At 56.7% G+C, this 26,994-nt stretch carries 29 protein-coding genes, 1 pseudogene and 1 riboswitch; of the genes and pseudogenes, 12 read left to right on the top strand and 18 right to left on the bottom strand.

Translation table 11 applies throughout. From position 1 onward, the window contains the following. Window positions 1–2 precede the first annotated feature (2 nt). The 5 genes from xerC to DBV39_RS13540 are packed head-to-tail and all read right to left on the bottom strand — an operon-like array spanning window position 3 to window position 4,436. Window positions 3–992 carry a tyrosine recombinase XerC gene (xerC, locus tag DBV39_RS13560; RefSeq protein ID WP_108621985.1) on the bottom strand — a complete coding sequence of 330 codons (990 nt, stop codon included), beginning with the start codon at window positions 990–992 and terminating at the stop codon, window positions 3–5. Continuing rightward, window positions 989–1,660, bottom strand: a complete 672-nt coding sequence (locus DBV39_RS13555) for a DUF484 family protein (RefSeq protein ID WP_108621984.1) — start codon at window positions 1,658–1,660, stop codon at window positions 989–991. Before DBV39_RS13555 ends, xerC begins: the two co-directional genes overlap by 4 nt. A gap of 4 nt (window positions 1,661–1,664) precedes the next feature. Further along, on the bottom strand, window positions 1,665–2,558 hold the full coding sequence (gene dapF / locus DBV39_RS13550; protein WP_108621983.1) for a diaminopimelate epimerase: 894 nt from the start codon (window positions 2,556–2,558) through the stop codon (window positions 1,665–1,667). 20 nt (window positions 2,559–2,578) lie between these two features. After that, entirely contained in the window at window positions 2,579–3,547 is a 969-nt protein-coding gene (locus tag DBV39_RS13545; RefSeq protein WP_108621982.1) for a lysophospholipid acyltransferase family protein, read from the bottom strand. After that, a complete protein-coding gene (locus DBV39_RS13540) occupies window positions 3,540–4,436 on the bottom strand; it encodes a lysophospholipid acyltransferase family protein (RefSeq protein ID WP_108621981.1) in 897 nt (298 codons plus the stop codon). The genes DBV39_RS13545 and DBV39_RS13540 overlap by 8 nt, the downstream gene beginning before the upstream one ends. Window positions 4,437–4,694: 258 nt before the next feature. Here DBV39_RS13540 and metK point away from each other — a divergent pair, with 258 nt between their 5' ends. Both metK and DBV39_RS13530 read left to right on the top strand, forming a co-directional pair. Then, on the top strand, window positions 4,695–5,858 hold the full coding sequence (gene metK / locus DBV39_RS13535) for a methionine adenosyltransferase (RefSeq protein ID WP_108623280.1): 1,164 nt from the start codon (window positions 4,695–4,697) through the stop codon (window positions 5,856–5,858). 168 nt (window positions 5,859–6,026) lie between these two features. After that, window positions 6,027–6,284 (top strand): DUF1289 domain-containing protein, encoded by a 258-nt coding sequence (locus DBV39_RS13530; protein WP_108621980.1) that lies wholly within the window; start codon window positions 6,027–6,029, stop codon window positions 6,282–6,284. Between the two features lie 86 nt (window positions 6,285–6,370). Here the strand turns inward: DBV39_RS13530 and DBV39_RS13525 are convergent, their stop codons facing one another. Together DBV39_RS13525 and DBV39_RS13520 are read right to left on the bottom strand one after the other, a co-directional pair. After that, the gene (locus DBV39_RS13525; protein ID WP_108621979.1) at window positions 6,371–7,270 is read right to left on the bottom strand and encodes an NAD(P)-dependent oxidoreductase; all 900 of its coding nucleotides are present in this window, start codon (window positions 7,268–7,270) and stop codon (window positions 6,371–6,373) included. Further along, window positions 7,267–7,677 (bottom strand): carboxymuconolactone decarboxylase family protein, encoded by a 411-nt coding sequence (locus DBV39_RS13520; protein ID WP_108621978.1) that lies wholly within the window; start codon window positions 7,675–7,677, stop codon window positions 7,267–7,269. The genes DBV39_RS13525 and DBV39_RS13520 overlap by 4 nt, the downstream gene beginning before the upstream one ends. Before the next feature lie 242 nt (window positions 7,678–7,919). Here DBV39_RS13520 and DBV39_RS13515 point away from each other — a divergent pair, with 242 nt between their 5' ends. From DBV39_RS13515 to metF, 5 genes are all read left to right on the top strand, one after another. Then, complete coding sequence (locus tag DBV39_RS13515) at window positions 7,920–8,630, top strand: GntR family transcriptional regulator (RefSeq protein WP_108623279.1); 711 nt, start codon at window positions 7,920–7,922, stop codon at window positions 8,628–8,630. Further along, entirely contained in the window at window positions 8,620–9,438 is an 819-nt protein-coding gene (locus DBV39_RS13510; protein WP_227870630.1) for an N-acyl homoserine lactonase family protein, read from the top strand. Before DBV39_RS13515 ends, DBV39_RS13510 begins: the two co-directional genes overlap by 11 nt. 25 nt (window positions 9,439–9,463) lie before the next feature. Beyond that, a riboswitch (S-adenosyl-L-homocysteine riboswitch) is annotated at window positions 9,464–9,567 on the top strand. Between the two features lie 76 nt (window positions 9,568–9,643). Then, the gene (gene ahcY / locus DBV39_RS13505) at window positions 9,644–11,059 is read left to right on the top strand and encodes an adenosylhomocysteinase (protein ID WP_108621977.1); all 1,416 of its coding nucleotides are present in this window, start codon (window positions 9,644–9,646) and stop codon (window positions 11,057–11,059) included. Window positions 11,060–11,099: 40 nt separating this feature from the next. Continuing rightward, the gene (locus DBV39_RS13500) at window positions 11,100–11,438 is read left to right on the top strand and encodes a phage holin family protein (RefSeq protein WP_108621976.1); all 339 of its coding nucleotides are present in this window, start codon (window positions 11,100–11,102) and stop codon (window positions 11,436–11,438) included. After that, window positions 11,435–12,283: a methylenetetrahydrofolate reductase [NAD(P)H] gene (gene metF / locus DBV39_RS13495; RefSeq protein ID WP_108621975.1), complete on the top strand. Its 849-nt coding sequence runs from the start codon at window positions 11,435–11,437 to the stop codon at window positions 12,281–12,283. Before DBV39_RS13500 ends, metF begins: the two co-directional genes overlap by 4 nt. Here metF and DBV39_RS13490 read toward each other — a convergent pair. Continuing rightward, window positions 12,275–12,937 carry a 5-formyltetrahydrofolate cyclo-ligase gene (locus DBV39_RS13490; protein ID WP_108621974.1) on the bottom strand — a complete coding sequence of 221 codons (663 nt, stop codon included), beginning with the start codon at window positions 12,935–12,937 and terminating at the stop codon, window positions 12,275–12,277. The genes metF and DBV39_RS13490 overlap by 9 nt on opposite strands. Before the next feature lie 181 nt (window positions 12,938–13,118). On the opposite strand from DBV39_RS13490, the gene DBV39_RS13485 reads away from it, so the two are divergent. Genes DBV39_RS13485 through DBV39_RS13475 form a run of 3 tightly spaced genes read left to right on the top strand, consistent with a single transcriptional unit; the run spans window position 13,119 to window position 16,181 of the window. Further along, complete coding sequence (locus DBV39_RS13485) at window positions 13,119–14,411, top strand: hypothetical protein (RefSeq protein WP_108621973.1); 1,293 nt, start codon at window positions 13,119–13,121, stop codon at window positions 14,409–14,411. Continuing rightward, window positions 14,303–15,034 carry a lytic transglycosylase domain-containing protein gene (locus tag DBV39_RS13480; protein WP_108621972.1) on the top strand — a complete coding sequence of 244 codons (732 nt, stop codon included), beginning with the start codon at window positions 14,303–14,305 and terminating at the stop codon, window positions 15,032–15,034. Before DBV39_RS13485 ends, DBV39_RS13480 begins: the two co-directional genes overlap by 109 nt. 22 nt (window positions 15,035–15,056) lie before the next feature. After that, window positions 15,057–16,181 carry a CCA tRNA nucleotidyltransferase gene (locus DBV39_RS13475; RefSeq protein ID WP_108621971.1) on the top strand — a complete coding sequence of 375 codons (1,125 nt, stop codon included), beginning with the start codon at window positions 15,057–15,059 and terminating at the stop codon, window positions 16,179–16,181. Here the strand turns inward: DBV39_RS13475 and DBV39_RS13470 are convergent. The 7 genes and pseudogenes from DBV39_RS13470 to DBV39_RS13440 all read right to left on the bottom strand — a co-directional run bounded on the left by DBV39_RS13470 (window position 16,172) and on the right by DBV39_RS13440 (window position 23,424). Beyond that, window positions 16,172–17,371, bottom strand: coding sequence for a class I SAM-dependent methyltransferase (locus tag DBV39_RS13470; protein ID WP_108621970.1), 1,200 nt, complete (start codon window positions 17,369–17,371; stop codon window positions 16,172–16,174). The genes DBV39_RS13475 and DBV39_RS13470 overlap by 10 nt on opposite strands. After that, a pseudogene (locus DBV39_RS13465) lies at window positions 17,331–18,656 on the bottom strand (DEAD/DEAH box helicase); the annotation flags it as partial. The gene DBV39_RS13470 and the pseudogene DBV39_RS13465, both read right to left, overlap by 41 nt. A gap of 317 nt (window positions 18,657–18,973) precedes the next feature. After that, complete coding sequence (locus tag DBV39_RS13460; RefSeq protein WP_108621968.1) at window positions 18,974–19,732, bottom strand: uracil-DNA glycosylase; 759 nt, start codon at window positions 19,730–19,732, stop codon at window positions 18,974–18,976. 10 nt (window positions 19,733–19,742) lie between these two features. Next, window positions 19,743–20,660, bottom strand: a complete 918-nt coding sequence (locus DBV39_RS13455) for an HpcH/HpaI aldolase/citrate lyase family protein (protein ID WP_108621967.1) — start codon at window positions 20,658–20,660, stop codon at window positions 19,743–19,745. After that, a complete protein-coding gene (locus tag DBV39_RS13450) occupies window positions 20,657–21,106 on the bottom strand; it encodes an HIT family protein (RefSeq protein WP_108621966.1) in 450 nt (149 codons plus the stop codon). The genes DBV39_RS13455 and DBV39_RS13450 overlap by 4 nt, the downstream gene beginning before the upstream one ends. Continuing rightward, window positions 21,099–22,583 (bottom strand): polyphosphate:AMP phosphotransferase, encoded by a 1,485-nt coding sequence (pap, locus tag DBV39_RS13445; RefSeq protein ID WP_108621965.1) that lies wholly within the window; start codon window positions 22,581–22,583, stop codon window positions 21,099–21,101. Before pap ends, DBV39_RS13450 begins: the two co-directional genes overlap by 8 nt. A 10-nt stretch (window positions 22,584–22,593) precedes the next feature. After that, window positions 22,594–23,424: an MBL fold metallo-hydrolase gene (locus DBV39_RS13440; protein WP_193853073.1), complete on the bottom strand. Its 831-nt coding sequence runs from the start codon at window positions 23,422–23,424 to the stop codon at window positions 22,594–22,596. 215 nt (window positions 23,425–23,639) lie between these two features. Here DBV39_RS13440 and DBV39_RS13435 point away from each other — a divergent pair, with 215 nt between their 5' ends. Next, entirely contained in the window at window positions 23,640–23,984 is a 345-nt protein-coding gene (locus tag DBV39_RS13435; RefSeq protein ID WP_108623277.1) for an ArsR/SmtB family transcription factor, read from the top strand. A 71-nt stretch (window positions 23,985–24,055) separates the two neighbouring features. After that, a complete protein-coding gene (locus tag DBV39_RS13430; RefSeq protein ID WP_108621963.1) occupies window positions 24,056–24,253 on the top strand; it encodes a YgaP family membrane protein in 198 nt (65 codons plus the stop codon). A gap of 133 nt (window positions 24,254–24,386) precedes the next feature. Here the strand turns inward: DBV39_RS13430 and trpC are convergent, their stop codons facing one another. The 3 genes from trpC to DBV39_RS13415 are packed head-to-tail and all read right to left on the bottom strand — an operon-like array spanning window position 24,387 to window position 26,805. After that, the gene (trpC, locus tag DBV39_RS13425; RefSeq protein WP_108621962.1) at window positions 24,387–25,199 is read right to left on the bottom strand and encodes an indole-3-glycerol phosphate synthase TrpC; all 813 of its coding nucleotides are present in this window, start codon (window positions 25,197–25,199) and stop codon (window positions 24,387–24,389) included. Continuing rightward, window positions 25,196–26,227, bottom strand: a complete 1,032-nt coding sequence (trpD, locus tag DBV39_RS13420) for an anthranilate phosphoribosyltransferase (RefSeq protein ID WP_108621961.1) — start codon at window positions 26,225–26,227, stop codon at window positions 25,196–25,198. The genes trpC and trpD overlap by 4 nt, the downstream gene beginning before the upstream one ends. Next, on the bottom strand, window positions 26,227–26,805 hold the full coding sequence (locus DBV39_RS13415) for an anthranilate synthase component II (protein WP_108621960.1): 579 nt from the start codon (window positions 26,803–26,805) through the stop codon (window positions 26,227–26,229). Before DBV39_RS13415 ends, trpD begins: the two co-directional genes overlap by 1 nt. Between the last annotated feature and the right edge of the window lie 189 nt (window positions 26,806–26,994).

Genomic DNA, 26,994 nt, shown 5'->3' with positions numbered 1-26,994 from the left:
TTCTAGTCTGATGACGAGGGCGGAGGTTTTCTGCCGGCTCTTGGGTGCGCTGCATCGTAGACTTTGGACAAGTGCTGGAAGTCTAACTGCGTGTAAATCTGGGTCGTCGAGATGTTGGCGTGACCGAGCATCTCCTGAACCGCGCGCAAGTCCTGCGCAGATTGCAGCATGTGACTCGCAAAACTGTGTCTCAGAACGTGGGGGTGCAGTCTTGACGGCAGGTCGGCCTGTCGTGCCAGCGTGCTGACCCGCTCCTGTACCACCCGAGGGTGAATACGCCGACCCTGCTTGCCAACGAACAGTGCATATCGATCTTTCGGCGCGGCATCAGGCTTGATCAGCCCGGATCTGCAAGTCAGCCAGCACTCGACGGCCTTGATGGCGACCTGTCCCACCGGCACGGTGCGTGATTTGTTTCCTTTGCCCGTGACGTGGATGTCACCACTATCCAGATCGATCCAGCCTGCTGAAGTGTAGCCAGCTTGCTGGACGTAATGCAGATCCAGCTGGACCAGCTCTCCCAGGCGTAATCCGCTTGAATAGAAGACTTCCAGAATGGCCCGATCACGCCGGGCGAGCGCAGTCTCCTCAGCATGAATGGCCGGTGCGTCTAATAGTGCCTGGGTCTGATCGACCGACAGTGCTTTGGGAAGGGAACGCTTTGCTTTTGGCGCCCTGATGTCCTGTGCCGGATTGGCCGGCATCTGGCTAAGAGGTGCCCACCAGCGGTAAAACCCTCTCCATGTCGCGAGTATCCGTGCCAAGGTCTTGGGGTCGTAACCAGACCCGTGCATTTTTGCCAGCCAGTGCCGGATGTGACCAGAATCCACGACTTCGAGAGCCAGTCCTTCTGAATGCTCAACGAGCTTGCCCAGATCGACGCGATAGGCTGATAGCGTGTGCACGGAGTAATGTCGCTCTCTGGCCAGAACGGATAGCCAGCGAAGCATGGGCTCCGGCAGTTCGGCCTTTCCGTCAGCGACCGATGTCATTGTGTCTCTGAAGGCATTGCTAACCGCGAAAGCGCTGCTGCCGAGAGTTCGCTGATTGTCTGAAGAAAGTCAGTTGCCATGTCTTCCTCATATCGCTCAGGGTCTTCTGAGCCAAGTACCAGCAGGCCGAATGGTTCCTGCTGTTTTCCGTGTCGCAATGCCATTGCTGCCATGGACGCGGTGGGCTTTTGAAACCAGGCGCTCACGATCGAGTCACTAGCAGGACCGCAATAAGGGCGTTTGAGGCCAGTTGCATATTCTCGGACCGCGACGTCAACTGGCGCTGCAACGCCTTCGGGCGCAAGATCCAGATCCCAGACCCGCAACACAATTTCGGACAGATCGAACTGTTGCGCGAGCCCGGTCACGATGTGTCCAGGGATGTGGGACGCAACAGGCTCGGCCAACATCTGTGTACACCACTGGCTAAGCTTGCCGCTGACAGATTCGTTGAAACTGGCCTGACGACCGAGTGTAGCGAGCTGAAACTCCAGCGTTTTCAGCTTGTCCCGCAATATCAGGATCTGTCTTTCACCGAGGGAAATTGCGCGGGCCTGATGCGGGTGCGGGACGCTTAGCGAGGCAAACAGCTCCGCATGCTCATCAAAGAATCCGGGGTTGTCCTGAAGAAACCGGGCGATTGCTGCGGCGCTGATCTGTTCGGTCATGGCTCTACTCAAAAACGGGTTGGCTAGATAGCAAATGTTTGATGTCCAGTGTGCCTTCAAACACAGTTGTGGCGGGACCTGTCATTTGTAGTTGATTGCCGTTCCATTCGATGGTCAGCCGACCACCGCGGGTGTCCACCCGGACAGGTGAGTCAAGCAATCCCTGGCGAATGCCGCTTGCAACGGCCGCGCACGCACCAGTGCCGCACGCCAGTGTCTCACCGGCCCCTCGCTCGTACACGCGCAAGCGGATGTGATGACGATCGAGAACCTGCATGAATCCAGCGTTGACCCGTCTGGCAAAGCGAGGATGGCTTTCAATGAGTGGCCCAATTGCCGCGACGGGGGCGTTTGATACATCTTCCACGACCTGTACGGCGTGCGGATTGGAAATCGAGAGCACGGACAACCAGACCGTCTGCTGCGGCGAGGCTGCCGGTGTCAGCGTCAGTCCGTACAGGGTGTCCTGGCCATGTGTCTGGGTCGGCAGGTAGCTGGTGTCAAACGGCAGGCTCTGCACATCGAACCGGGTCTGACCCATCTCGACACGAACTTCCCCATCGTCCTGCATCTGGAGTGTGAGCAGTCCGGTTGCGATCTCAGCACGCAAAGGGTTGCGGCGGCTCAACCCTTTTTCGTGCACGAACTTCACAAAGCAGCGCGCACCGTTGCCGCAGTGTTCGACCTCGCTACCGTCGGAGTTGAAAATCCGGTATCTGAAATCCGCCTCCGGATGGGTGGGCGTATCCACGAGCAGAATCTGGTCGCAACCGACACCGAACTGTCTGTGAGCGATGGCGCGAGCGATCTCGGTGGTGAGTTCAATGCGATTGCTCACGCCGTCAAGCACGACAAAGTCGTTGCCTGCGCCATGCATCTTTGTAAATGGCCATTTCATCGTTTGTCACTTCCTGGTGTCTACCGGTATAACCCTGGTTGCCCCGGTGGGCGGGATTTGAACCGGCGATGAACCCAATAGTACTGTTCAGGGGCCTGTTCAATCCAGTCCTGAAGATGCCGGTTCAGTGCAATGGTGTCGGACTCAGGCGTGCCGTTCGGTTCAGGGAAGTCGGCCAGTGGTGCAAGAACCTTGGTCAGGTACTGGCCCGAACCGGGATCGCGAAACGAAAGAACGGGGAATACGACCATACCAAACTGTCGCGCAAGCTGCGCCGTGGCAGTCTGGGTGGCAGCCTCTATTCCAAAAAACGGCGCAAATATCGCACCCCGTCGTCCAAGATCCATGTCCGGCAGGTAGTAGATCGGAATGCCGGCACGAATCTTTCTGACCAGGCCACGAATGCCCTCGCGACGACTGATCAGGTGGACCTGGTGGAATCGTCCGCGACCGAGTCTCACCAATGCGTCGATGTCAGGATCTGACTGTGGGGCGTAGATTGTCGCCCCTTCGGGTCCCTCCAGCGTCAGCCGGCTGGCCGACGCGTCAAGTCCGACAAAATGAGGCGCCAGCAGCATGATGTTGCGGTTTTTGGCCTGGGCATCCCGGATATGCTCCAGCCCCTCAAGTCTGACCAGATTGCGGATGCTGTCAGGGGAGCCAAACCAGAGCACCGAGCGGTCCACGACTGTCTGGCTCATTGCCCGGAAGTGCGCGCGCAACATGCGCTTGCGTTCTGCTGCGGACCTGGCCGGGAAGCAAAGCTCAAGGTTGCGCTCGACAACCTGGGCCCGGTGTCTGATCAGGATGGGTGCCAGTATCCCCAGGAATGCTCCGAGCCATTGTCTGGGACGGTGTCCGACTCTGGCCAGGACCTGAAACAGCGTCGTGACCAGCCAGGCCTTGATCGACCTGCGTTTCAGCTGGCGCAGGGCCACGCGCCATGCCCGGGCGTCCCCGGGCCCATCATGCCCATCCGTACTAGCCATGACCAGGTGTATCGGTACCAGCTGCAGAAGCGGGCTCTGCGGGTGGATCGGGCGGCGGTGGCGGTGCAGAGCTCGGGCGCTTGTAGCGGTAGTAACCCCAGAGGTACTGCTCTGGAAACTTGCGGATCATCTTCTCCATTTCCCGGTTGAACAGGGCAGCCTGCTCGACCGGATCTTCCGGGACAGGGTCGAGAACTTCATTGAAGTGCATGCGCCATCCCTGTCCTTTGGGCAGTCGCTCGCAGGCGGTGACGATGATGAGCGGGTTGGTTGCACGCGCCAGCTTGCCCGGTAGCGTCACCGAGAAGGCCTGCTTGCCAAAGAATGGTGCCCAGACGCCATCGCCTTCCCGGGGTACCTGGTCCGGCAGCATGCCTACCGATTCGCCATTTTTGAGTGCCCGCAAAAATGCTCGCACACCTTTGATATTGGCAGGGACTGCTGTGATGCCCGACCCACTGCGTGCAGCATCCATCAGCGGAACCAGGCTTTGCTTGCGGGGTGGGCGGAACATGACCGTGAACTTTGCACCCTCCGCTCCGTAGCGGCCGGTGATTTCGAAGCAGCCCAGATGCGGGGTCAGGAAGAGAATCGGACGTCCGGCTGATCTTGCATTGGCGATCAGTGATTTGTGGTCATCGTGTACGAGTGCCAGACACTCCTGCGTTCTGAGCCAGATCTTGGGTAGTTCCATGATCATGGCCCCAGTCTCGGCAGCCGCTCTCCAGGCAAAGCCAGGGTCATGGTAGCCTGCCTGCCTGACATTGAATTTGAGCCTGTCCCGGTATCGACCAGGTAACGCAAAAATCAACCGGCCCCCCAGACGCCCGATGCTCTGAAGGGTTCGCAGTGGCAATCGTGCCAGCAGTCGGAATAAGATTAGGATCATTTCGTTATTTTCGCTTAAAATCCGCTTGAGCCGTTGAGTTAACCGACAACTTGCGGGACGGCTTGCCTTGTGGACTCGCTGCAGGTGCTCCCAATGCCACCTTTAAAGTGACATTGTGATGCATTTCTTGCGGTTCGCGAGTCGTGAATTCCGCTAAAGCGTCGCGCCCACAGCCAGCGTTCTTGATCCGGTAGGGGGTGCAGCGCACCCATACCGCCGCCATTTGGCGGCATTCGATTGAGGACGTATTCCATGTCAATGAAATCAAACGATTTTCTGTTCACTTCAGAATCCGTTTCAGAAGGCCATCCTGACAAAGTGGCCGACCAGATCTCCGACGCCGTGCTGGATGCACTGCTCGAGCAGGACCCTGACTCCCGGGTTGCGGCAGAAACACTGTGTAACACCGGACTGGTGGTGCTGGCCGGTGAAATTACCACCAAGGCCAATGTTGACTACATCCAGGTTGCCCGCGACACGATCAAGCGCATCGGCTATGACAACACCGAGTTCGGCATCGATTACAAGGGCTGCGCGGTGCTGGTGGCCTATGACAAGCAGTCACCTGACATCGCCCAGGGAGTAGACCGCAGTTCTGAGGAGTTTCTGAATCAGGGTGCGGGTGACCAGGGTCTCATGTTCGGATTTGCGTGCGACGAAACGCCAGACCTCATGCCTGCTCCAATCTGGTACGCACACCGTCTGGTCCAGCGCCAGAGTGAGTTGCGCAAGGACGGAAGACTGCCCTGGCTGCGTCCGGACGCGAAGTCACAGGTCACGTTCCGTTACGTGGACGGCAAGCCGGTGCAGGTCGATACAGTGGTATTGTCGACCCAGCACGCTTCTGAGATCTCTCAGTCTGCGATTCGTGAAGCGGTCATCGAAGACATCATTCGTCCCAGCTTTCCAGACGGATTGCTCACGCCCAAGACCAAGTACCTTATCAACCCGACTGGTCGCTTCGTGGTGGGCGGCCCGCAGGGTGATTGCGGTCTGACAGGGCGCAAGATCATTGTGGATACTTACGGCGGTGCTTGCCCGCACGGCGGTGGTGCCTTTTCCGGCAAGGATCCATCCAAAGTGGATCGCTCGGCTGCCTATGCCGCACGCTATGTTGCCAAGAACATCGTTGCAGCCGGTCTCGCCACGCAGTGCGAAGTGCAGGTTAGCTACGCAATCGGTGTGGCCGAGCCGATCAATATTACTGTATACACCAACGGCACCGGCGTCGTGTCTGATGACCGTCTGGCAGAACTGGTGCGCGAGCATTTTGATCTGCGCCCACGTGGCATCGTCAACATGCTGGACCTGCTGCGTCCGATTTACAGCAAGTCGGCTGCCTATGGTCACTTTGGTCGTAGCGAGCCCGAGTTCACCTGGGAGGCAACCGACAAGGCGGCAGATCTGAAAAAGTCTGTTTGAGTTTCTTCAGACGTTGCCGGTCTGGTGATGTAAGCCCGATCCCATACCCGAAAGGGCTGGGGTCTTTGTAACTTGATATACCCACCTCTCTGGGCCGGCTACTGGGGCGCCCGTCTCTCTGCTCGTCTATGATCAACCGCTTAAAGTGAATTTCCCGGATACTTGATAATGGACAGTAACAGCCCGGACCGGCCAGCGAGACCAGTGGCACGGGTGGTGCCAGATCCCAGCACTGCAGACTCGCCTTGTGTGGCGGTTTGTTCGACTTTGTTCGACGACATTTGCAGGGGATGCGGACGCACGGTGATGGAAGTGTCTAACTGGGTGTTCATGACGCAGCAAGAGAAACAGGAAGTCTGGAAGAGAATTCTCCAGGAAGGGTACCCACGACCGCCCGGACATCAACGCACCCGGCCTGAATCCTGAGAAACAGGGTGTCTGAAACCGAACCGGCCAGGACCTTGTTGAGGCACTGGCCGGTTGACTTCTGGAGCACGATGCTCGTCAGTGATTTAACTCAGCTTGTCGTTGTTGAGGTTCTCGACCAGCTTGGCGATGGCCGTATGATCCTGGCCCGGCCCGAGCATTTGCCCCGTTGACGCCCACAATTCACGACACATGGCCGAGAAAGGTGAGGCAGTCGAGGTGTCACGCGCGATGCCCATTGCGATGCTCAGATCCTTGACCATCAGATCCAGCCCGAAGCCCGCGTTGTATTGACCATTCAGAACGAACTGCTTGAACTTTTTCTGGGTCGAGTTGTTCATGCCAGTGGAGGCGTTGAGCACATCGATCATGGTCTGCGGGCTCAGTCCGAAGCGTTTGCCGATCATGAGCGCTTCAGCTGCAATCAGAAACCCGCCAGCCGACACCAGATTGTTCAGTGCCTTCATGGCGTGGGCGGTTCCGACTGCACCGGTATGCTGGATGGCAGTGCCCATGCAATTCAAAACAGGCTTGACGCGATCGAGCAGCGCCTGACTCCCGCCGAACATGATGGCAAGTTCACCGGTTCTGGCGCGTGGAACCCCGCCTGATACTGGCGCGTCGACCAGATGTCCGCCTGCCTGTTCGGCCAGTTTCGCAAACTCCAGCGTCATGCCAGGAACCCCCGAGCTCATCTCGATAATCACGGCATCGGGACGAAGGCCCGCAAGTACGCCCTGGTCACCCGCGAGTACCTTCTCGACGATTGCACTGGTGGGCAAAATCGTGATGATGATGTCACTGGCTTGCGCAAGGGCCTTGTTGGACTCGCTGACCGTTCCACCGACTTCGCTCGCAAACTGCTTTGCGCGTTCCTGATCGGCGTCAATGATGTGCAACGGGTAACCCGCCTTGTGCAGATGGGATGCCATCGGCCACCCCATGCTGCCTACGCCGACAAATCCGATTGTGGGCAAACTGCTCATTTGCCTGCGTCCTTGAATGCACCTTCCTCTTCAAGCACCTGGTTGGCGACCTTGAATGCATCAAGACCTGCCGGGATACCGCAATAGACTGTAGCGTGTAACAGGATTTCCTTGATCTCTTCTGGTGACACGCCGTTGGCCAGTGCGCCTTTGGTGTGCAGCTTGATTTCATTTGGACGGTTCAGCGCGGTGAGCATCGCCAGGTTCAGCATGCTGCGGGTTTTGCGATCAAGGCCGTCACGAGTCCAGGCATAACCCCAGCACCACTCGGTGGTGATGCGCTGGAACGCCATCATGAAATCATTTGCTTTGGCCATGCCGCCGTCTACATACTCTGCGCCGAGCACCTCGCGACGAACCTCCAGACCCTGTTCGAACAATTTTTCTGTTTCCTGCTTTGCAGTCATGTGTCTCTCCTGAGTCAATGGGCGTGCGCTGGCTGCTGGCCAGCGGATAAGTGATTTATGTGGATTGTGGAGACAGAGTCTGCGTTCTGTCAAGATGATTGTCAGACAATCTGAACATGATAAAGTATTGCTCAACGTGCCAAACGTATGGCACTTGTTGCCTGGTGAGCGTCGGCTGTGCAACGACCAGTTACGAACCGTCACCAAGGCGAATGGAAGACAGAGTGGACGACAGTCAGACCATGTCAGAGAACACCGTGATTGCGTTCGAGAAACCCGCCACCCTTCGTGAAAGGGTTGAGGAGTTTTTGCGCGAATCCATCATGCAAGGAAATTTGCGTGCGGGGCAGAAGTTGCGCGAGGCAGAACTTTGCGAGCAACTTCAGGTCAGCCGCCCAACGCTTCGAGAGGCACTGCGCACGCTGGAGGCGGAGAGACTCATCGTTATTGAGCCTCACAGGGGGCCCAGCGTCGCGAGAGTGACACGCAAAGCCGCGCTGGATCTGTATGCGCTACGGGGTTTGCTTGAGGGTTACGCGGCTCGGGAGTTTGCTCGCCACGCCGACAGTGATCTTGTCGAGCAATTGCGAAATCAGGTTGCAGAGCTTGCCAGACAGGCAGGGCTCGCGGACCGGGCGGGCCTGCTCAATGCCAAGCAGCGGTTCTACCAGATCTTGCTGGAAGGGTGTGATAATGAACTGGTTGCCCAGATGCTGCCGGGGCTGCTGTCCCGGATCAATCTGTTGCGAGCAACGTCATTCTCAAAACCGGACCGCACGCCCCAGAGTATCGAGGAAATTCAGGAAATTCTGCGGTGCATCGATAATCGGGATCCTGCGGGGGCGGAAGCAGCCGCGCGTCGTCATATCTGGCACGCGCAAAGAGCTGCACTGGACGTGCTGGCCAAGGAAGACTTGGTCAGGCAAAACAAAGGAGAAACAGGTGGGACATGATTTGAAGGCAGATCTGCCGGTCTATGAGATCTTCGCGTTACGTTATGCTCAGATCGAGGAGCGCCGGCGCAACGAGAATTTCATCGCGCACGATCCGCACGACGGACCCATGCCAATGGATTATTTCGTGTGGGTCATACGCAACCAGGAGCGGACGATACTGGTGGATACCGGGTTCAGTGAGCGTGCGGCCAAAGCACGCAAGCGCAAGCTTCTACGCTGCCCGGTCGAGTCGCTCAAGCTGCTGGGTATCGATCCTGTCACAGTAGAGGATGTGATCATTACCCACCTGCACTATGACCATGCGGGCAATATCCATAAGCTTCCGAATGCGCACTTTCACATTCAGGAAGATGAAATGCATTACGCCTGTGGACACCACATGTGTCAGGGCTTGTTTCGCCACGCCTATGACGTGGAAGATGTGGTCGAACTGGTGCGTCGTGTCTACGCAGAGAGAGTCCTGTTCTACCAGGGTGATCAGACGCTGGCGCCTGGTATCGAACTGGTGCTTGTCGGTGGGCACACCAAAGGATTGCAGTCAGTGCGTGTTCACACCGAGCGTGGCTGGGTCGTGCTGGCGTCCGATGCCAGCCACTACTACGACAACATGATGAATATCTCGCCATTTCCGATTGTGTATCACGTGGGCGATATGGTGGACGGCTACGCGAAGCTCAAGCGTCTGGCCGCGTCTGAAGATCACATCATCCCTGGCCACGATCCGCAGGTCCGGAAAAGATATCCTTTTGAAGGGCTTCCCGAGAACGATATCGTGAAACTGCACGTCGCACCCAATATGCGCTAAACGCGTTACAATCCGGCCTACAATCCTTGCTGAGGAGCGTTGCGACAGTCTTGCGAATCACGCCTGACTGCCAGGCTCAGTAAAGGTCCATTGTGGGAGCTTCTCTCACTACAACGGCGCTCACCCAATCCAGACCGATGGCGATTGTGGTGAGTCTCCCCAGAGCCGTGAGCGTTGTCGGTCCGAATTTCAGGAGTCTACCGACATGAACGCTGTAAACGAATCCGTGCAAGACTTTGTGGTTGCGGACCTCTCGCTGGCCGACTGGGGTCGTCGCGAGATCGAGATCGCCCAGACCGAGATGCCCGGCCTGATGGCTGTCCGTGAAGAATTCGAGGCGGTCAAGCCGCTCAAGGGTGCACGCATCGCGGGTAGCCTGCATATGACCATCCAGACCGCTGTGCTGATCGAAACCCTGCAGGCGCTGGGCGCTGAAGTACGCTGGGTGTCGTGCAACATTTTCTCGACCCAGGACCATGCGGCTGCAGCGATTGCTGCCGCTGGTACGCCCGTTTTTGCCAAGAAAGGCGAAACGCTGGAAGAGTATTGGGACTACACTCATCGCCTGTTCGAGTGGCCAGCCGGACATTATGCCAACATGATCCTGGATGATGGTGGTGATGCCACCCTTTTGTTGCACCTTGGCGCCAAGGCCGAGCAGGATATCTCCGTGCTGGACAAACCCGGATCGGAAGAAGAGCGTGCCTTGTTCGCCGCCATTCGTGCCACGATTGCTCGCGATCCCAAATGGTACTCGACCCGACTCGCCCAGATCCAGGGTGTGACTGAAGAGACGACGACGGGTGTTAACCGTCTTTACCAGATGTCACGCCGTGGTGAGCTGGCATTTGCAGCGATCAACGTGAACGATGCGGTCACCAAGTCCAAGTTTGACAATCTCTATGGTTGCCGAGAGTCGCTCGTTGACGGCATCAAACGTGCTACCGATGTGATGATCGCTGGCAAGGTTGCAGTGGTGTGCGGCTACGGAGATGTGGGCAAGGGTTCGGCACAGGCGCTGGCAGCCTTGCGCGCACAGGTATGGGTAGCCGAGATCGACCCCATCTGCGCCCTGCAGGCTGCTATGGAGGGTTACAAAGTTGTCACGATGGAAGAGGCTTGCGACAAGGCCGACATTTTTGTCACAGCTACAGGTAACTACCACGTGATCACAGTCGATCACATGAAGCGAATGAAGGACCAGGCTATCGTCTGCAACATCGGTCACTTCGACAACGAAATCGATGTCGCAGGTCTTGAGCAGTTCCAGTGGGAAGAGATCAAACCCCAGGTCGATCACATCATTTTCCCGGACGGCAAGCGCATCATCCTGCTGGCACAAGGACGACTTGTGAATCTTGGTTGTGCCACTGGCCACCCGTCATTCGTGATGTCCTCCTCCTTCACTAACCAGACGATTGCCCAGATCGAACTGTTCACGCGCAACGATGAGTACAAGGCCGGCGAGGTTTATGTGCTGCCCAAGCACCTGGACGAGAAAGTGGCAAGGTTGCATCTGAAGAAGATTGGTGCGAATCTGACTGAGCTCACCCCGCAGCAGGCTGCCTACATTGGTGTGGCGCAGGAAGGCCCATACAAGCCAGAGCACTACCGGTACTAAACTTTCCCCGGTCTAGCCGTCAATCTGAAGGAGAACGCACGTGTTGATCATCGTCTGGATACTGAATGCGGTTGCCCTGCTTGCAGTGGCTTACCTGTTGCCAGGTATTGCTCTGGCCAGCTTCTGGTCGGCAATGGTGGCAGCCTTGGTGCTGGGCTTGCTCAACACGCTGGTCAAGCCGGTACTGATTTTGCTCACTCTGCCGATCACGATCGTCACGATGGGACTGTTCCTGCTGGTGCTCAATGCACTGGTTTTCTGGCTGGCAGGATCTTTGTTCAGAGGGTTTCAGGTTGATGGTTTCTGGTGGGCTGTGGCAGGGGCAATCCTCTACAGCCTGATCTCGGCGCTGTTTTCTATGTTGCTTTATCAATCATGAGTGTCTCGACAGGCCAGCAGTTCAGTCTGGAATTTTTTCCGCCCCGTGATGAGGCTGCCCAGGCGCGTCTGGTTGAATGTGCCCAGTCGCTCAAGGTCATCGACCCGTCGTATGTGAGTGTGACGTTTGGAGCTGGGGGTACCACGCGGGATGGAACCCTCGAGACCGTGCAGACGCTCACGGGTATGGGGTTCGACGCCGCGCCTCATCTGTCGTGTATTGGTTCAAGCCGTGACCAGTTGCGTGCGATGCTGGACCACTACAGGGAAATGGGGGTTCGACGTATTGTCGCCTTGCGTGGTGATCTACCCTCGGGAATGGGATCTATGGGAGGGCAGGGATCGCTCGCGCACGCGGTGGATCTGGTTCGCCTGATCCGTGAACATAGTGGTGACTGGTTCCATGTTGAAGTGGCGGCGTATCCCGAGATGCATCCGCAGGCAAGCGGTCCGCAGAAGGATCTTCGCCACTTTGTGGAAAAGGTCAATGCAGGGGCCAATGCTGCGATCACCCAGTATTTCTTCAACGCCGATGCGTACTTCGATTTCGTGGATCGCGCGCAGATGCTGGGTGTCACCATACCAATCGTTCCCGGCATCATGCCAATCACCAATTACTCCCAGCTCATCCGCTTTTCGGACATGTGCGGCGCGGAAATCCCGCGCTGGATCCGGCTCAGGCTGGCAGAAATGGGCGACGATCGTGCATCCATCCGTGCGTTTGGTATTGATGTGGTCGCCGAGCTTTGTCAGACGTTACTGGAAAACCAGGTGCCAGGCCTGCATTTCTACACGCTGAATAATTCAGCTGCGACGCTGGCGATCTGGAAGTCTATCTCAGGCTGATGTGCCTCCCGGCTGGGTTGACGGCAACAAGGCTGGTGCTACGCCTCCAACCCAGCCGTCTGGCGTAAGAATACCGTCCAGACGGTAGTCATGGGAAGCAGGCTGATAATCTGGTTCGATCGCCTCAATAGCCCCTTCGTTCCATGCAATACCAATCGTGACAGGCGCCCGGCCGCGAGCGGCCATTGCCTGCAGGGTCCGGTCGTAATAGCCTTGCCCGTAACCCATCCGGTCCAGGTGAGTGGTGAAACCCAGTGTTGGCACCAGCACGACGTCGGGCTCAATCTGTTCGGAATCTGCAGACGGCTCCTTGACGCCGAACGAACCCTCGACAAGTCGTGTGTCTGCGGTCCAGCGATGGAACGTAAGAGGCTCACCGCGTCCTGACATGACGGGCAGCGTGACAAGAATCCCCGCATCATCCCATTGGGTCAGCAGTGGACGTAGATCAGGCTCATCACTCAAAGGCCAGAATGCGGCGATCGATGTTGGCGCGTTCAGACCCGCGTCACGTGCTTCATCGCTCGTGATGGCAAACCAGGTGAACAGCCGTGCCCGCATTAACAGGCTGCCGCGCTGGCGGTTGGCGACTGGAATATGAATCCGCGTGGCCTTCAGGCGCGTACGCAACTTGTCTGAGTTATTCTGTGTCATAGAGAAATGATTAAACGTCGCTAATAGAAAGATGGTAGGGTCATTCCGAGTTGCAGGTACAAATAACAGCTCAGCACAACGCGCTGGCTGCTTCCAGTCAACCAAAGGTAAACGGTATCAGAGATTTATGTCAAAGATATGTTCAGTTTCGTGGCGAGGTGTAACTGTAGGCCTGACTGTGATGGTGAGCTCACTGCTGCTTTCACCTGCTCAGGCGCAGGGGACCTCCTCAGGTTTTCAATACGATATTGATACACCACAAGCTCGAGCTGTTGCTCAGGCGCGGGAAGCCGTTCGGCAAGGACAGTGGGGCAGGCTGCCTTCGCTGGCCGATCAGGCGCAAGGTGACGTGCTAGGCATCTACGCAGACTTCTGGGTGGCTCAAGGGGCCATCAAGCAAGCGCTGTCCACCCAGCAAATTCCGGTTGCGCAAGCATTTCTGGAACGATATCCGGGTAGCTATATGGCTGACCGGGTCCGGGCGGAATGGGTGCTTGCCGCAGCCGAACACGGTGACTTCAAGACGATCCAGGAAATCGGCGAATTCATCTGGTATAACAATCAGGTGCGTTGCGCCAAGATTGAGTCGCGTCATATGACCGGCAAGCGAGCCACGGCTGAGGAGGCCGTGCGGGACTTCGCGCCGGGCCAGACCTGTTGGTCGATGATGGCGCAACTGGTTGCCGATGGCGTGTTGACTCGCAGGCAGCTGACTCCGATGATGCTGGATGCTCTGGAGATCAATCATACGAGGACTGCCGAACGGATCGCTAGCCATATATTTGATCGGGCTGCGTTGCAGACCTACAAAAACATGATGGCCAATCCCGGTCGCTGGGTGCGTGCCCAGAAGGGGCGCTTGACTGGCGATGACGCACTGATTGCCGCAATGGGCCTGGCGCGCATGGCGCGTGATGATCTCTCCGGTACGGCTGCTTACGTCGGGAAGAGCTGGCAGAATCGTCTGCCGCCGGAGTTGTTGGCGTGGGTGAGGGTTCAGATTGCGTTCCGGGATGCTCTCAATCTCGAGATGACACGTGCCGACCATCTCTACAGGCAGGCAGGTAATATCGAGCTGAGCCCCTCCAACTACGAGTGGAGAGTGCGTGCTGCCCTTCGACAGCCAGTGATTGACTGGAAATGGGTTCAGACCGCGATCGACTGGATGCCGCCAGCGTTGCGTTCTGATAACACCTGGCAATACTGGAAGGCCCGAGCGCTCGCTGCGCAGGGGGATCAGCAGGCTGCGAATCAAATCTATGCATCGATTGCAAAGGATCTGGATTTTTACGGTCAGCTGGCACTCGAAGAGCTCGGTCGTCCGATTCTGATTCCGGTGCCTCCCCCCCGGTCACAGCGCAGGAGTTGCAGCAGGCCCGGAGCAATCCACACCTGCAACAGGCCGTCGCCTTATTCAGACAGGGTTGGCGCCCGGAAGCTGTTCCCCAGTGGAATTACGGGTTGCGAGGGCTGAATGATCGCGAGCTTCTGGCGGCGGCCGAGTTTGCGAGGGAGCAACAGATCTATGACCGAGTTGTAAACACATCAGAGAGAACTCAGGAAAATTTCGATTTTTCTCAAAGGTTTATTGCTCCATTTGAGGAGCGCGTCTCTAAACAGGCTCGCTCTATCAACCTTGATCCGGCCTGGGTATATGGTTTGATAAGGCAGGAGTCCCGCTTCGTGATGGATGCTCGCTCGGTTGCCGGTGCTTCGGGGTTGATGCAGCTGATGCCGGCTACTGCACGGTATGTTGCAAGACGGATCGGAATGAAGGACTTCAGGCCTTCGCGAGTTAACGACTTTGATGTCAATACGGCGCTTGGAACCAACTATCTCCGTATGGTGCTGGATGATCTGGATGGCTCTTTTGTTCTGGCCAGTGCCGGTTACAACGCTGGTCCGGGCCGTCCAAAGAGCTGGCGGGCGACATTGTCCAGTCCGGTAGAGGGCGCGATTTTTGCGGAAACCATCCCTTTCAGTGAAACCCGCGATTACGTGAAGAAAGTTCTGTCTAACGCGACGTATTACTCGGGTGTCTTTACCGGAGAGCCACAATCACTCAAGCAACGGCTCGGTGAGGTGCGCCCGAGATGATTCGTGGACAGGAGTTGGGGTCGTGATCCGTATCGATGACCCTTTGCTTGCGGGCCTGGATGTTTACATTGTGGGTGGTGCAGTCAGGGATGGATTGCTGGGACTTGTCTGCGGTGACCGGGACTGGGTTGTAGTTGGTGCTGGTCCTGACCAGATGCAAGACCGAGGTTTTCTGCCTGTCGGTGCCGATTTTCCGGTGTTTTTGCACCCGGTAACCAAAGAAGAGTTTGCTCTGGCCAGAACCGAGCGTAAGTCTGGGCGTGGTTATAAGGGATTTACTTTTTATACCGGGTGCGAAGTGACGCTGGAGCAGGATCTTGCGCGTCGCGATCTTACTATCAATGCGATGGCCCAGCGCCCAGATGGTGAGATTGTGGATCCCTATGGCGGACAGCAGGATCTCGAGCGACGTGTGCTGCGGCATGTTGGACCTGCTTTTGAGGAAGATCCAGTGCGGATTCTGAGGCTGGCGCGATTTGCCGCCCGGTTTACCGAATTCGACGTTGCAGAGACCACCTTGGCACTATGCAGGAAGATGGTGGCAAATGGTGAAGTGGATCATCTGGTGCCGGAGCGGATGTGGCAGGAGATCTCGCGCGGGCTGCGAAGTGAGAAGCCATCCCGGATGTTTCAGGTGCTGCAGGATTGTGACGCACTCGGTGTGATCATGCCTGGCTTTGTCTTTGACGAGGCGCTCGGACACCAACTTGATCATGCACGACGAGAGCTTGATCCGCCTTTGCAGACAATGTATGCGCTTGCCATGTACCGTACCGAAGATCGAAAGTCTTTGGCGACAGGCTTGCGAGCCACATCGGAATGCGCGCAATGGGCCGAGCTCTTTCCTGTCATTCTGCAAGCGCTTTCCCGCCCTCCAGAGCAGGTCTCACCCGACACTGCGCAAGCAATGCTTTCTTTGATCGAGAAGGCTGACGGTTTGAGAAGACCAGAACGGATGGAGGCATTGCTGACACTGACCGCCTGGTTGCTCGGTCACGATCAGATTGGCTGGGTAAATGCCTTGCGTGCTGCACGCAGCGTGGATGCGGGAGCGATCGCCCGGCCTCTGGCCAGCGCGGGCGCGCAAGCAATCAGCTCAGCCGTCCGGCAGGCACGACTTGAGGCTGTCAGGCAAACTCAGAGTTGATGCAGGCGATCTGCACGCACGAACCCTTGAAGTATCGGATCGATGTCGCGTCCGAGTGCTAATACCTTAAAAAGCTCACCCATTTCCGCTTCAGAGACCAGTTTCTCCACGGCTCGCATTGCCTGCGTGGTCTGCAGGTCCGTGCTATGGGTCAGCACATCGTGTAGCCCAGCGTTCAGCAGAAAACGTGCCTGACTGGTGTACCCCAGCACGTCCAGCCCAGATTGATGGGCACTGGCTGCCACAGCAGAAAAGTCAACGTGAGCGGTGATGTCCTGCAGGCCGGGGGCAAAGAACGGATTGTCGTGGGCACGGTGCTGGATATGGCACATCAGTGTGCCGCGATTACGCTGAGGGTGGTAGTACTCCAGACGACTGAATCCGTAGTCAACCAGCAGAACCAGACCGCGTTTCAGATGGCTGGCGAGTGTGCGTGTCCAGGCTTCTGCTGGCAGGTTGATCTCGGTCGTGTATCCAGGCAGCGCTGGCATCCGCTCGCGCAGTGTCTGTTCAAGGTGTGATTCAGCGCGACGGTCTTGCCAGGCGAAGTCATTCTCAAGGGATATCACGCCTCGTTCAAGCACCCCGCTTGCGTCATCGTTCCATCTGAGCACATGCACAGGCATGGCATCGAGGACTTCGTTAGCGAGCACGATGCCTTCAAATGTATCGGGGAGGGTGTCGATCCACTGCACCTTGGCTGTCGCCGGTAGCTTCGCTTGCTGACGCTCGCGCAGGTCCTGGGAGATCTCAAGTATGCTGTACTGGAAATTGTGAACACCGAGGGCATGAAGTGCCTCGATGATGTCCTGGGCCAGTTGTCCGGAACCCGCGCCGAACTCGAGAATCCGGGTGAGACCGTTTTGGGTCATGGCCTGACTGATCTGGAGGGCCAGGGTACGCCCGAATGCCGGGCTAAGTTCAGGAGCGGTGACGAAGTCACCCCCTGGATGCCGTACGTCTGGATCACTGCGTTGCGCAAGTTTGCGCGAACCAGCTGTGTAATAACCGAGGCCGGGTGCGTAAAGCACCTCAGTCATCCAGTCTTTGAAGCTTAGCCAGCCACCTGCCCGGGCGATGCACCGGTGCAGGTGGTCAGAAACTCGTTGGCTATGCTCAAACGCTGCTGCGCTGACGCGCACGCCCTGCTGGACGTGGCTTTGCGCGGGGTGGTCGGGCACCGAACTCATTGAACGTATTCTCTTTGCTGGGGGCGCGTCGTGCATGTACGGGAGTAGAGGGTTTGCTGCCAGGGTGTGCGCTTGGGCGTGCACCAGCACGTGCATTCGGACGTCCTGATCCCGGAGTGCGACGTGGTTTGGCCTTCTCTGCCATGCGTCGTGGCTCCAGGCCTTCGATTTCGCTGGTCGGAATAGGATGGCCGACAAAATGCTCAATCCGGCGGATCTTGTGGCGTTCGCGGTGTTCAACCAAAGTGATCGCCGTGCCTGAGCGTCCGGCGCGTCCAGTACGACCAATACGGTGTACGTAGTCTTCAGCCTGCATCGGAAGATCGAAGTTGATGGCGTGGCTGATTGTTTGTACGTCAATGCCGCGAGCGGCAACGTCAGTAGCAACCAGTACGCGGATACGACCACGCTGCATGGCAGTCAGGGTACGGGTACGTTGACGCTGGTTCATGTCGCCATGCAAAGCCATCGCCTGGAATCCTTCGTCATTCAGTGCTTCAGCAAGATCGTCAGCGCCACGTTTGGTCGCGGTGAAGACGATTGCCTGGTCCAGGCTGGCGTCGCGCAGAACGTGGTCCAGCAGACGGCGCTTGTGGGCGCCATCATCTGCATAAAGCACGCTTTGCGAAATCTGTGCGTGAGGCTTGTTCGATGCGCTCACTTCGATGCGGACCGGGTCGCGCATCATGTTGGCAGCGAGCTTGGCCACATTGCCATCCAGAGTTGCCGAGAACAGCAGGGTCTGACGGCTTGCAGGGGTCTTCGAAACCAGCATCTTGATGTCATCAATGAAGCCCATGTCGAGCATGCGGTCCGCTTCGTCGAGGATCAGTGTGTGAACAGTCGACAGGTCAACACGTTTGGTGTTCAAGTGGTCGATCAGTCGTCCGGGTGTCGCCACCAGTACGTCGACGCGCCGTGACAGTGCCTTGAGTTGCGCACCATAGGGCACGCCGCCAACGACTGTGGTCACACGCAGACCGCCGAGTTCTGCGCCAAGCAGACCACTTGCGTCGCTGACCTGCTGGGCCAGTTCGCGGGTGGGTGTCAGAACCAGAATTTGAACGCCGCGTCCGGCATTGCCAGGGTTGCCAGCCAGCTTCTGCAGAGCGGGCAGCATGAACGCAGCTGTCTTGCCGCTACCTGTCTGGGCGCTGACCATCAGGTCTTTGCCAGTTAAAGCGGCAGGAATGGATTGTGATTGAACTTCAGTAGGTTGCGTGAAACCGGATTTATCAATGGCGCGCAACAACGCTGGGGCAAGGCCCAGAGATTGGAATGACATAACTTTCCTTGGTTGATTTGAATCGTGCCGACCGTATCAACCGAACGCGTAAATGCCAAAAGGGCTGCGAAAGGAAAGGGGTCAGAAATCGATAAGAGCACGGAGTGTAACCGCAATTCGCTTCAGGGTAAACCCCCGGTTTCACAAAAAGACCAGCATCCGCAGCAGATCAACCGGGACTCCGGCCTGTTCAATGTCGCACTTTTCTTTCACTTTCCCTATGAGGACATAGAAAATTTCCGGAATGTTGCATGGCGATCAAATTTTTTGTAACAGACGTCAAAAAATCTTTTGAGTCGCTGCCAAATCCGGATTAATCACCACACGATGGGAGTCTGATCCCTTTTGACAAGCCACTGATTGGTCAGTTGGAAATGATCGCAACCGATGAAGGGTGTCGGGCCACGCATGGCCGAAAGAGGTGATGGATGATTGGCCGTGAGAATACTATGCATCCTGTCAGTATCGGGTGCCGTGTTGCCAGCCTCGATCAACGAGCGCTTTTCCTGCGCGTGGCGTCCCCATAGCAGGTACACGGTTGGCTGATGACGTGCCGCAACAGCGCTGATGAGCCTGTCAGTGACGGTCTGCCAGCCAATCCTCGCATGCGAGGCGGCAGCCCCTTGTTGTACGGTCAGACTCGCGTTCAGCAGCAGCACACCTTGTCTGGCCCATTCGGTGAGATCGTTGCTTCGAGGTGGCCGCAATCCCGGCTCGCTGCCGCGGTCCAGCTCCTTGAAAATATTGCGCAGGCTCGGTGGCGTCGGACAGTGACTGTCCACAGAAAATGCCAGCCCACGCGCCTGATTTGGTCCATGATAGGGGTCCTGGCCGAGAATGACGACCTTGACCTCCGATAAAGGAGTGAGTCTAAGCGCCCGCCAGGGGTCATCCGGAAACAGAACGAGCCCCTTGTCCAGTTGCTGCTGTAATGTTCGCCGGATGGATGCCAGCTTGTCGGCCACGCACGGCTCATCCAGAATTGCCCGCCAGCAGGCGGGCAATGTCTGTGTGTCGAGCGCCGCGATGTCGCGCAGACAATTGGTCGGCAAGTGATCCGGCAGAATGCCCGACATGTGGCTTGACCTATGTGCCTTTGGCAGCGGTCCGGCGGGCTTTCATGGCAGAAATCGCTTCGTCGCGTTCGATCAGCAGGCGCGCCTGGGCAGCAACGGGCGCATCTACCATCCGTCCCTCAAACTTGCAGGCAGCGCGTCCTGCTGCCATCTCCGCGTCAAACGTCTCAAGTAGCGCCCGTGCACGCTCAACCGCCCTGGGGTCGGGGCTGAAGGCTTCATTAGCCGCTTCAACTTGCGATGGGTGAACACAGAAGGCACCCTCGAATCCGAGTCGTGCCGCGCGTTGTACCGTTTCACGAAACTTCTCCCGGTCCGCAAAATCTGCCACTGACCCGACAAATCCGAGCGGAACAATACCAGCGCGGCGGCATGCAACGACAGTCATGACGTTCGGGATGTAGAGACCATCTGGATCAACTGCCATGCGCATAGATACGGCCAGGTCTTCGGCGCCCACGATCATGCCGTACACCCTTGAGTGGGCCTGGGCGATGTTATCCAGGTTGGCCAGCCCGTCAGCATCTTCGACCATGGCAATCAGTCTGGTGTGTCCGACTGGCAGCCCTGCTTCGATCTCGCATTCGTCGAGCACTTCGGAAACACTGCGAATAAACGATCCGTCAGGCACCTTGGGCAAGGTGATCGCCTTGACAGCCGGGTGCACGCACCCTTCTAGATCACGCACCAGCATTCGCCAGGGGCGATTCACACGCACAATGACATCAAAACCAGCATCGGCTGCGCGCTGGGCAATCTCGCCGATACGCCCACGAGTCGCTTCTTTCTGGTCGGGTGGGCAGGCATCTTCGAGATCCAGTTGAATGGCATCTGCATCACGACGAAGGGCGCTTTCGAGAAACTTGTCACTGTGAGCCGGAACAAACAGCAGCGAGCGCCAGGTCTGGCTTGGAGAGGTCTTTGTCATGTCTCGTTCTGGAATTCGTTGATCAAAGCCTGATGATAATCGCTAAGACGACTATTGACAGTTGCTGATCTCAGCCCGGCGAGCGTAGCCTTGTCTGGACCAGGTGCCGGTGCGTTCCAGATCGGGGCGGGAAACGCCAGATCATCTTCCCAGCGTGGTATCACGTGCCAGTGTAGGTGAGCAACCTGGTTACCCAGACTGGCCAGATTGATTTTGTGGGGTTCAAGTGTTTCACGCATGACACGTTCAACGCGAAGCACGATCGCTATCAGCCTGGCTTGAGAATCGCTGTCAAGATCCGTCATTTCCTTGACATGGGCGTTCCAGACCACCCGGGTAAATCCGGCAAACACCGGATCACCAGCGTCGATGATTCGCCAGAGTCGGGCTCGTACCAGGACCTGACCACCCTCGGTCTGGCACAGCTCACAGTGTGTTTCAGTCATGGGACTTGATGGCATTTTCGATCGCCTGTGTGACACGCTTGACAACCTGAACCCGAGCATAACGCTTGTCATTTGAAGACAGGACATGCCAGGGGGCTAGATCGGTGTGGGTGAACGAAAGCATGTCGCCCGCAGCGCGGTAATACTCCTTCCACTTTTCCCGGTTTCGCCAGTCATCCGCCGTGATCTTGAACTGTTTGAAGGGTGACTTCTCGCGTTCTTTGAACCGTTTGAGTTGTTCGTCTTCTGTGATGGCGAGCCAGAATTTGAGAACAATCGCACCATGGTTGACTAATTGTTGTTCGAAAGCATTGATCTCGGTATAGCCTCTGCGCCACGATACCTTGGGAGTCAGGTTCTCGACGCGTTCGACCAGAACGCGCCCGTACCATGATCGATCAAAAATCGCGATCTTGCCCTTGGCAGGAACCTCTCTCCAGAAACGCCACAAGTGCGGACGGTTCAGTTCGAACTGCCGTGGAGCAGAAATAGGGGTGATCTTGTACTGGCGCGCGTCCATTGCTCGGGTCAGGCGGCGGATGTTGCCTCCTTTGCCGGCGGCATCCTGGCCCTCGAAAGCAAGCACCAGCGAGTGATGTTTGACGAACTTGGGATGTCTGACCGCCTCGGCAAGCCTGTTCAGCCAGAGGAGCATCTGCTCGTCGTACTCATCCTTCGGGATGGAAACCGTGTAATCGAGCTTTGTCAGTGGATTGATAGACGGTCTGAGCTTTGGGAGCTCGGCCGGGTCATGCAGGGCCGGGACGCGAATGGATTGTCTGCGCAGGGCCTGCAGGACAGCCTGTCCGGTTCGCACGTTGCGCATGTTCTCGTCGGCTGCCGGGATGATGATCCACGGCGAATGCGCCGAGTCGGTCGCCTCGATAATTCGCTGTCCTGCGTCTCTCAAGCGAGAGAATCGTTTATGAACTTTCTTGTCCAGTGGGCTTACCTTCCACGCAGTTGACGGATTCTCGAGCAATCGGCTGGTACGTTCCGACTGGGCCTTTCGCGATAGGTGAAACCACAGTTTGATGACTTGTACCCCGTTGGCAACGAGGTCTGCCTCAAACCGCCTTGCCATCAGCACCATGTCTTCCAGTTTGCGTGTATCGGGGCGCTTTTTGACGGCCTCTGAGATGAGAGGCGCATAGCCGGATCCAAACACAATGCCGGTCTGGCCTTTTGGTGGCAGTGCCTGCCAGAAACGGTACGCGGGCGGGTATTGCTTGTCGGAGCGGTTGGCCGGCCCAAAAGCAATTGTTCTGATATGCCGGGGATCCATCCAGTCATTGAGCAAGTTGATGGTGTCGCCCTTGCCCGCACCATCAATACCACCCACCAGAATCAGTAGTGCACGATCCTGCTTGTTCAGATGCTGATACTGTGCTTTGAGCAGTTGTGTGCGAAGGGTCGGAATAATCCGGTCAGCCTCGTCACTGAGCAGTTTCGGGTCGGACTCGGCGTCATCGAACATGCACTGGGCCTCACAAAGCGTTTATCGGGATTTTCAGATAATGTATCCCGTTTGACTCCGCCGGGGGAAATTCTCCTGCCCGGATGTTGACCTGAATCGACGGCAACAGCAGTGTGGGCATGGCCAGCGTGTCGTCACGGGTGGTACGCATGTTGACAAATTCCTGTTCTGATATCCCGTCGCGCAGATGGATGTTGTGTGCACGTTGTTGCGCAACCGTTGTTTCATGACGTACTTCCCGACCACCTGGCGGATAGTCGTGACACATCATGAGCCGCGTCTGGTCCGGCAGGGCCAGAATGCGTCTGGCCGATGCGTAGAGAGCGGGGGCACTGCCTCCAGGAAAGTCACAACGAGCCGATCCAACGTCTGGCATGAACAGCGTGTCACCGACAAACATTGTGTCTTTGTTCACGAGATATGCCATGTCTGCTGGCGTGTGGCCGGGGACGTGCCATGCCTGGGCTTGAATGTTGCCAATATGAAACACTTCGTCCGGTTCAAACAGATAGTCAAACTGTGACCCGTCAAGCTGAAATTCGGGTTCCAGATTGAAGATTTTCTTGAAAACGCCCTGAACAGTCTGGATGGCTGATCCAATGGCAATCTTGCCACCAACCGCCCGTCGGATGTAGGGCGCAGCCGAGAGATGGTCCGCGTGGGCGTGTGTTTCAAGCAGCCACTGGACCCGGAGGTTCTCATGTCTGATGTATGCAATGATCTGGTCAGCACTTTCAGTGCTGGTGCGTCCAGATTTTGGATCGTAGTTGAGAACAGAGTCAATAATGGCACAAGGTGTACCTGGACCGTCATCCACGACGTACGTGAACGTGGCAGTCATTTCATCAAAAAAAGATTTGCAGCGCACGATCAAACTCCTTGCGATAATTAAATGTACGCTAATATTTTATTGAAACATAATTTATTTGTAAATATAATGATTGCATCAGGCTCGACCCGCGCTATACGAGGTTTTTCCATTGAGCGGTTCCTGTGGACCGTCTCTTCGGAACAGGGATGTGTCGTGAGGGAATCAAGAGGAAAATTGTCATGAATATGGTTGCCAATTTGCCAGCATCTGCGATCAACGAGTTGCGAGACTCGGCCGGCAGGGCGTGTTCTTTGCTCAAGACAATGGCCAATGAAGACCGCTTGCTGCTTTTGTGTCACCTGATCGATGAAGAACGCAATGTAGGGGAACTCGAGCGGCTCACTGGAATTCGCCAGCCAACGCTGTCGCAGCAACTTGGTGTCTTGCGTGACGAGGGGCTGGTCAACACCAGAAGGGAAGGAAAGTTCATTTACTACACGCTGGCTAGTGAATCCGTTCTTCAGATCATGTACACACTGCATGGGCTTTTCTGTCATCCCCAGGGTGAGGCAGAAAGGGAGCAGGATTGATCGAGTACTTTCGGCTCTGCCTGGTTGCAGGGTCTTTCTAACCTTAAGACTTACCGCACAAGGAGCGAGCAATGAATAGCAATGTAGGAACAGTTGATCGGGCGATCCGCATCATCGTTGGCATTTTGCTGATCGTGTTGACCTTGACCAACCAGATTGGGCCGTGGGGCTGGATTGGTGTGCTGCCGCTGTTGACAGGGCTTTTGCGAGTGTGTCCTGCCTATTCGCTGCTGCGTATCAATAGCTGCGGAATCAACAAGAAGTCCTGACAGGACTGCCAAAGACGCATCACGTCACGACACCATTCACGCCAATCAGTGGCCGGAGCAGGACCCGGGCATGGCTGGTGTGAATTTGGTGCGGGCGTGACACGATTGAGCTCGTTTGGGGTTCGGATCAGCCCTACGCCGCCTTCTGGCGTGTGTGCTGAAACAGATCGGAAAGCGCTTGTCCCGGGTTTTCTGCTCGCATGAAAGCTTCTCCAATCAGAAATGCCTCCACGCCGTTGTCTCGCATGAGTTGTGCATCATCCGACTTGAGGATGCCGCTTTCGGTCACAACACGCTTGTCTGCCGGAATTCTGGGCAGCAAGTCCAACGTTGTCTGCAAGGTGGTTTCGAACGTCTTCAGGTTGCGATTGTTGATCCCGAGCAGAGACGTCTTGAGTTTCAGTGCGTTTTCGAGTTCGCTCTCGTCGTGAACCTCGACCAGGACATCCATGCCGAGATCGACCGCGCAGGACTCCAGCTCCTGCATCTGGCCCAGTTCAAGCGCAGCGACGATCAGCAGAATGCAGTCAGCACCCATGGCTCTGGCAGAAACGACCTGATACGGGTCGATCATGAAATCCTTTCGCAACACTGGCAGGGGGCAGGCTGCGCGCGCCTGGCGCAGGTAGTCATGAGAGCCCTGGAAGAACTGCACATCGGTCAAGACTGACAGGCAGGCGGCGCCAGCGGCTGTGTAGGATTTTGCAATCGTTGCCGGATCAAAGTGTTCTCTGAGCACCCCTTTTGAAGGTGACGCTTTCTTGACCTCAGCAATCACTGCAGCGTGTCCGCTGGCAATCTTGTCTTCGATCGCTGAGGCGAAACCGCGAACATCCTTGCGAGCCTGGGCCTCGCGCATCAGCTCGTTCAGACTGCGCAGTTGTCGCGCCATCTTTACTTCTTCTGCCTTGACGGTCAGGATCTTGCTTAAAACGTCAGTGCTCATTTTGCAATCCTCCGGGTGGCTTCGCAAAACTGCTCGAGTTTCTCTCGTGCAGCACCACTGGCCAGTGCATCGAAGGCCATTTTGATGCCTTCCTGAATGGATGGTGCCTTGTTGCCGGCGTAAATCGCGATACCGGCGTTATACGCCACGATGTCACGGGCCACCCCAGGTTTGTTCGAGAGAGCTTGCAGAACCAGTGCCTTGGACTCCTCCCGAGTGCTTATCCGGATAGAGCGGTTTGAAATCATGTCCATCCCGAAGTCTTCAGGGTGGATTTCGTACTCAATGACTTCCCCGTCCTTGAGTTCCCCGACCATTGTCGGTGCGCCGAGTGAGGCCTCATCCATGCCATCCAGACCATGCACAATCAGCACATGTCGTGAGCCCAGGGCTTTGAGTACCCGGACCTGGATCCCGACAAGATCCTGATGGAACACGCCCATCATCTGATTTCGTGCGCCAGCCGGATTGGTCAATGGGCCCAGAATGTTGAAAATGGTCCTGACCCCGAGTTCCTTGCGAATGGGCGCAACATGCCGCATGGCAGAGTGATGGTTCTGCGCAAACATGAAGCCTACCCCTGTTTCGCGCAGACACTCATTGATTTGCTCCGGGTTCAGATCGACGCGGGCTCCCAGTGCTTCGATCAGATCCACGCTGCCGCTAGGCGATGACGCGCTGCGACCGCCATGCTTGGCAATCTGTACGCCGGCCGCGGCTGCAACGAACATGGCGCTGGTTGAGATATTGAAAGTGCTGGTACCGTCTCCTCCCGTTCCGCAAAGATCAAGCAGCTCGTCTGGATCGTCGACTTTAACCGGGGTCGCAAACTCACGCATGACCATGGCCGCTGCGGTGATTTCACCGATGGTTTCCTTCTTGACCCGCAATCCCATCAGCAGAGCGGCCGCCATGGTCGGGGCCATCTCTCCTTTCATGAGACTGCGCATCAAGTACAGCATCTCGTCATGAAAAATTTCGCGGTGCTCAATACAACGGGCCAGAGCTTCGGTTTGAGTGATTGTCATCATGCCTCCATCGCCACGTGGTGCTCGATTCGCAGGAAGTTGCGCAGCAGCGCGTGACCATGTTCGCTTAGTATGGATTCAGGGTGAAACTGTACGCCATAGATTGGCAAGGTTTTATGACGCACACCCATGATCTCGCCATCAGCTGTCTGTGCTGTGACAGTCAGGCAGTCCGGCAGGGTTTCGCGTTCAATGGCCAGAGAGTGGTAGCGGATCACGGTAAAAGGACTTGGCAGATCCATGAAGACGTCCGATCCGGTATGGGTGATAACAGACGTCTTGCCATGCATGATCTCCTTCGCACGCACGATTCGCCCACCAAACGCAGCGCCAATTGCCTGATGACCCAGGCAGACTCCCAGAATCGGGGTCCTGCCGGCAAAGTGTTTGATGACAGGAACCGAAATGCCCGCTTCTGCGGGAGAGCACGGACCGGGCGAAATGCAGATGTGATCGGGCGCCAGAGCTTCAACCTCTTCGATTGTGATCTGGTCGTTGCGGTAGACGTGAACATCTTCACCCAGTTCCCCGAAGTACTGCACCAGGTTGTAGGTGAAGGAATCGTAGTTGTCGATCATGAGTATCTTGGACACACAAACCTCTTCTTATATTCAGTCGCTTGTCACCAAGCAAAACTTTTCCAGTCGCGCGTGAAAGGCGCACGAGTTAGCCTGGTGTACCTTCATGTACAGCAAGGTTCCAGACAGATCAGATTTAGAACGGGTTTGATGGCGGTCATCAGGCTTTCTCCTGGAATCTGGGAGCCG

The organism is Orrella marina, assembly GCF_003058465.1.
Lineage (GTDB): Bacteria > Pseudomonadota > Gammaproteobacteria > Burkholderiales > Burkholderiaceae_B > Algicoccus > Algicoccus marinus.
This window is presented reverse-complemented; position numbering and strand designations above follow the sequence as displayed.

Bases quoted from the DNA above. Each gene is read 5' to 3' on its own strand.
- xerC (WP_108621985.1), bottom strand. From the start codon at position 992: ATGACATCGGTCGCTGACGGAAAGGCCGAACTGCCGGAGCCCATGCTT.
- DBV39_RS13555 (WP_108621984.1), bottom strand. From the start codon at position 1,660: ATGACCGAACAGATCAGCGCCGCAGCAATCGCCCGGTTTCTTCAGGAC.
- dapF (WP_108621983.1), bottom strand. From the start codon at position 2,558: ATGAAATGGCCATTTACAAAGATGCATGGCGCAGGCAACGACTTTGTC.
- DBV39_RS13545 (WP_108621982.1), bottom strand. From the start codon at position 3,547: ATGGCTAGTACGGATGGGCATGATGGGCCCGGGGACGCCCGGGCATGG.
- DBV39_RS13540 (WP_108621981.1), bottom strand. From the start codon at position 4,436: ATGATCCTAATCTTATTCCGACTGCTGGCACGATTGCCACTGCGAACC.
- metK (WP_108623280.1), top strand. From the start codon at position 4,695: ATGAAATCAAACGATTTTCTGTTCACTTCAGAATCCGTTTCAGAAGGC.
- DBV39_RS13530 (WP_108621980.1), top strand. From the start codon at position 6,027: ATGGACAGTAACAGCCCGGACCGGCCAGCGAGACCAGTGGCACGGGTG.
- DBV39_RS13525 (WP_108621979.1), bottom strand. From the start codon at position 7,270: ATGAGCAGTTTGCCCACAATCGGATTTGTCGGCGTAGGCAGCATGGGG.
- DBV39_RS13520 (WP_108621978.1), bottom strand. From the start codon at position 7,677: ATGACTGCAAAGCAGGAAACAGAAAAATTGTTCGAACAGGGTCTGGAG.
- DBV39_RS13515 (WP_108623279.1), top strand. From the start codon at position 7,920: ATGTCAGAGAACACCGTGATTGCGTTCGAGAAACCCGCCACCCTTCGT.
- ahcY (WP_108621977.1), top strand. From the start codon at position 9,644: ATGAACGCTGTAAACGAATCCGTGCAAGACTTTGTGGTTGCGGACCTC.
- metF (WP_108621975.1), top strand. From the start codon at position 11,435: ATGAGTGTCTCGACAGGCCAGCAGTTCAGTCTGGAATTTTTTCCGCCC.
- DBV39_RS13490 (WP_108621974.1), bottom strand. From the start codon at position 12,937: ATGACACAGAATAACTCAGACAAGTTGCGTACGCGCCTGAAGGCCACG.
- DBV39_RS13485 (WP_108621973.1), top strand. From the start codon at position 13,119: ATGGTGAGCTCACTGCTGCTTTCACCTGCTCAGGCGCAGGGGACCTCC.
- DBV39_RS13470 (WP_108621970.1), bottom strand. From the start codon at position 17,371: ATGAGTTCGGTGCCCGACCACCCCGCGCAAAGCCACGTCCAGCAGGGC.
- DBV39_RS13460 (WP_108621968.1), bottom strand. From the start codon at position 19,732: ATGTCGGGCATTCTGCCGGATCACTTGCCGACCAATTGTCTGCGCGAC.
- DBV39_RS13455 (WP_108621967.1), bottom strand. From the start codon at position 20,660: ATGACAAAGACCTCTCCAAGCCAGACCTGGCGCTCGCTGCTGTTTGTT.
- DBV39_RS13450 (WP_108621966.1), bottom strand. From the start codon at position 21,106: ATGACTGAAACACACTGTGAGCTGTGCCAGACCGAGGGTGGTCAGGTC.
- pap (WP_108621965.1), bottom strand. From the start codon at position 22,583: ATGTTCGATGACGCCGAGTCCGACCCGAAACTGCTCAGTGACGAGGCT.
- DBV39_RS13440 (WP_193853073.1), bottom strand. From the start codon at position 23,424: ATGACTGCCACGTTCACGTACGTCGTGGATGACGGTCCAGGTACACCT.
- DBV39_RS13435 (WP_108623277.1), top strand. From the start codon at position 23,640: ATGGTTGCCAATTTGCCAGCATCTGCGATCAACGAGTTGCGAGACTCG.
- DBV39_RS13430 (WP_108621963.1), top strand. From the start codon at position 24,056: ATGAATAGCAATGTAGGAACAGTTGATCGGGCGATCCGCATCATCGTT.
- trpC (WP_108621962.1), bottom strand. From the start codon at position 25,199: ATGAGCACTGACGTTTTAAGCAAGATCCTGACCGTCAAGGCAGAAGAA.
- trpD (WP_108621961.1), bottom strand. From the start codon at position 26,227: ATGACAATCACTCAAACCGAAGCTCTGGCCCGTTGTATTGAGCACCGC.
- DBV39_RS13415 (WP_108621960.1), bottom strand. From the start codon at position 26,805: ATGATCGACAACTACGATTCCTTCACCTACAACCTGGTGCAGTACTTC.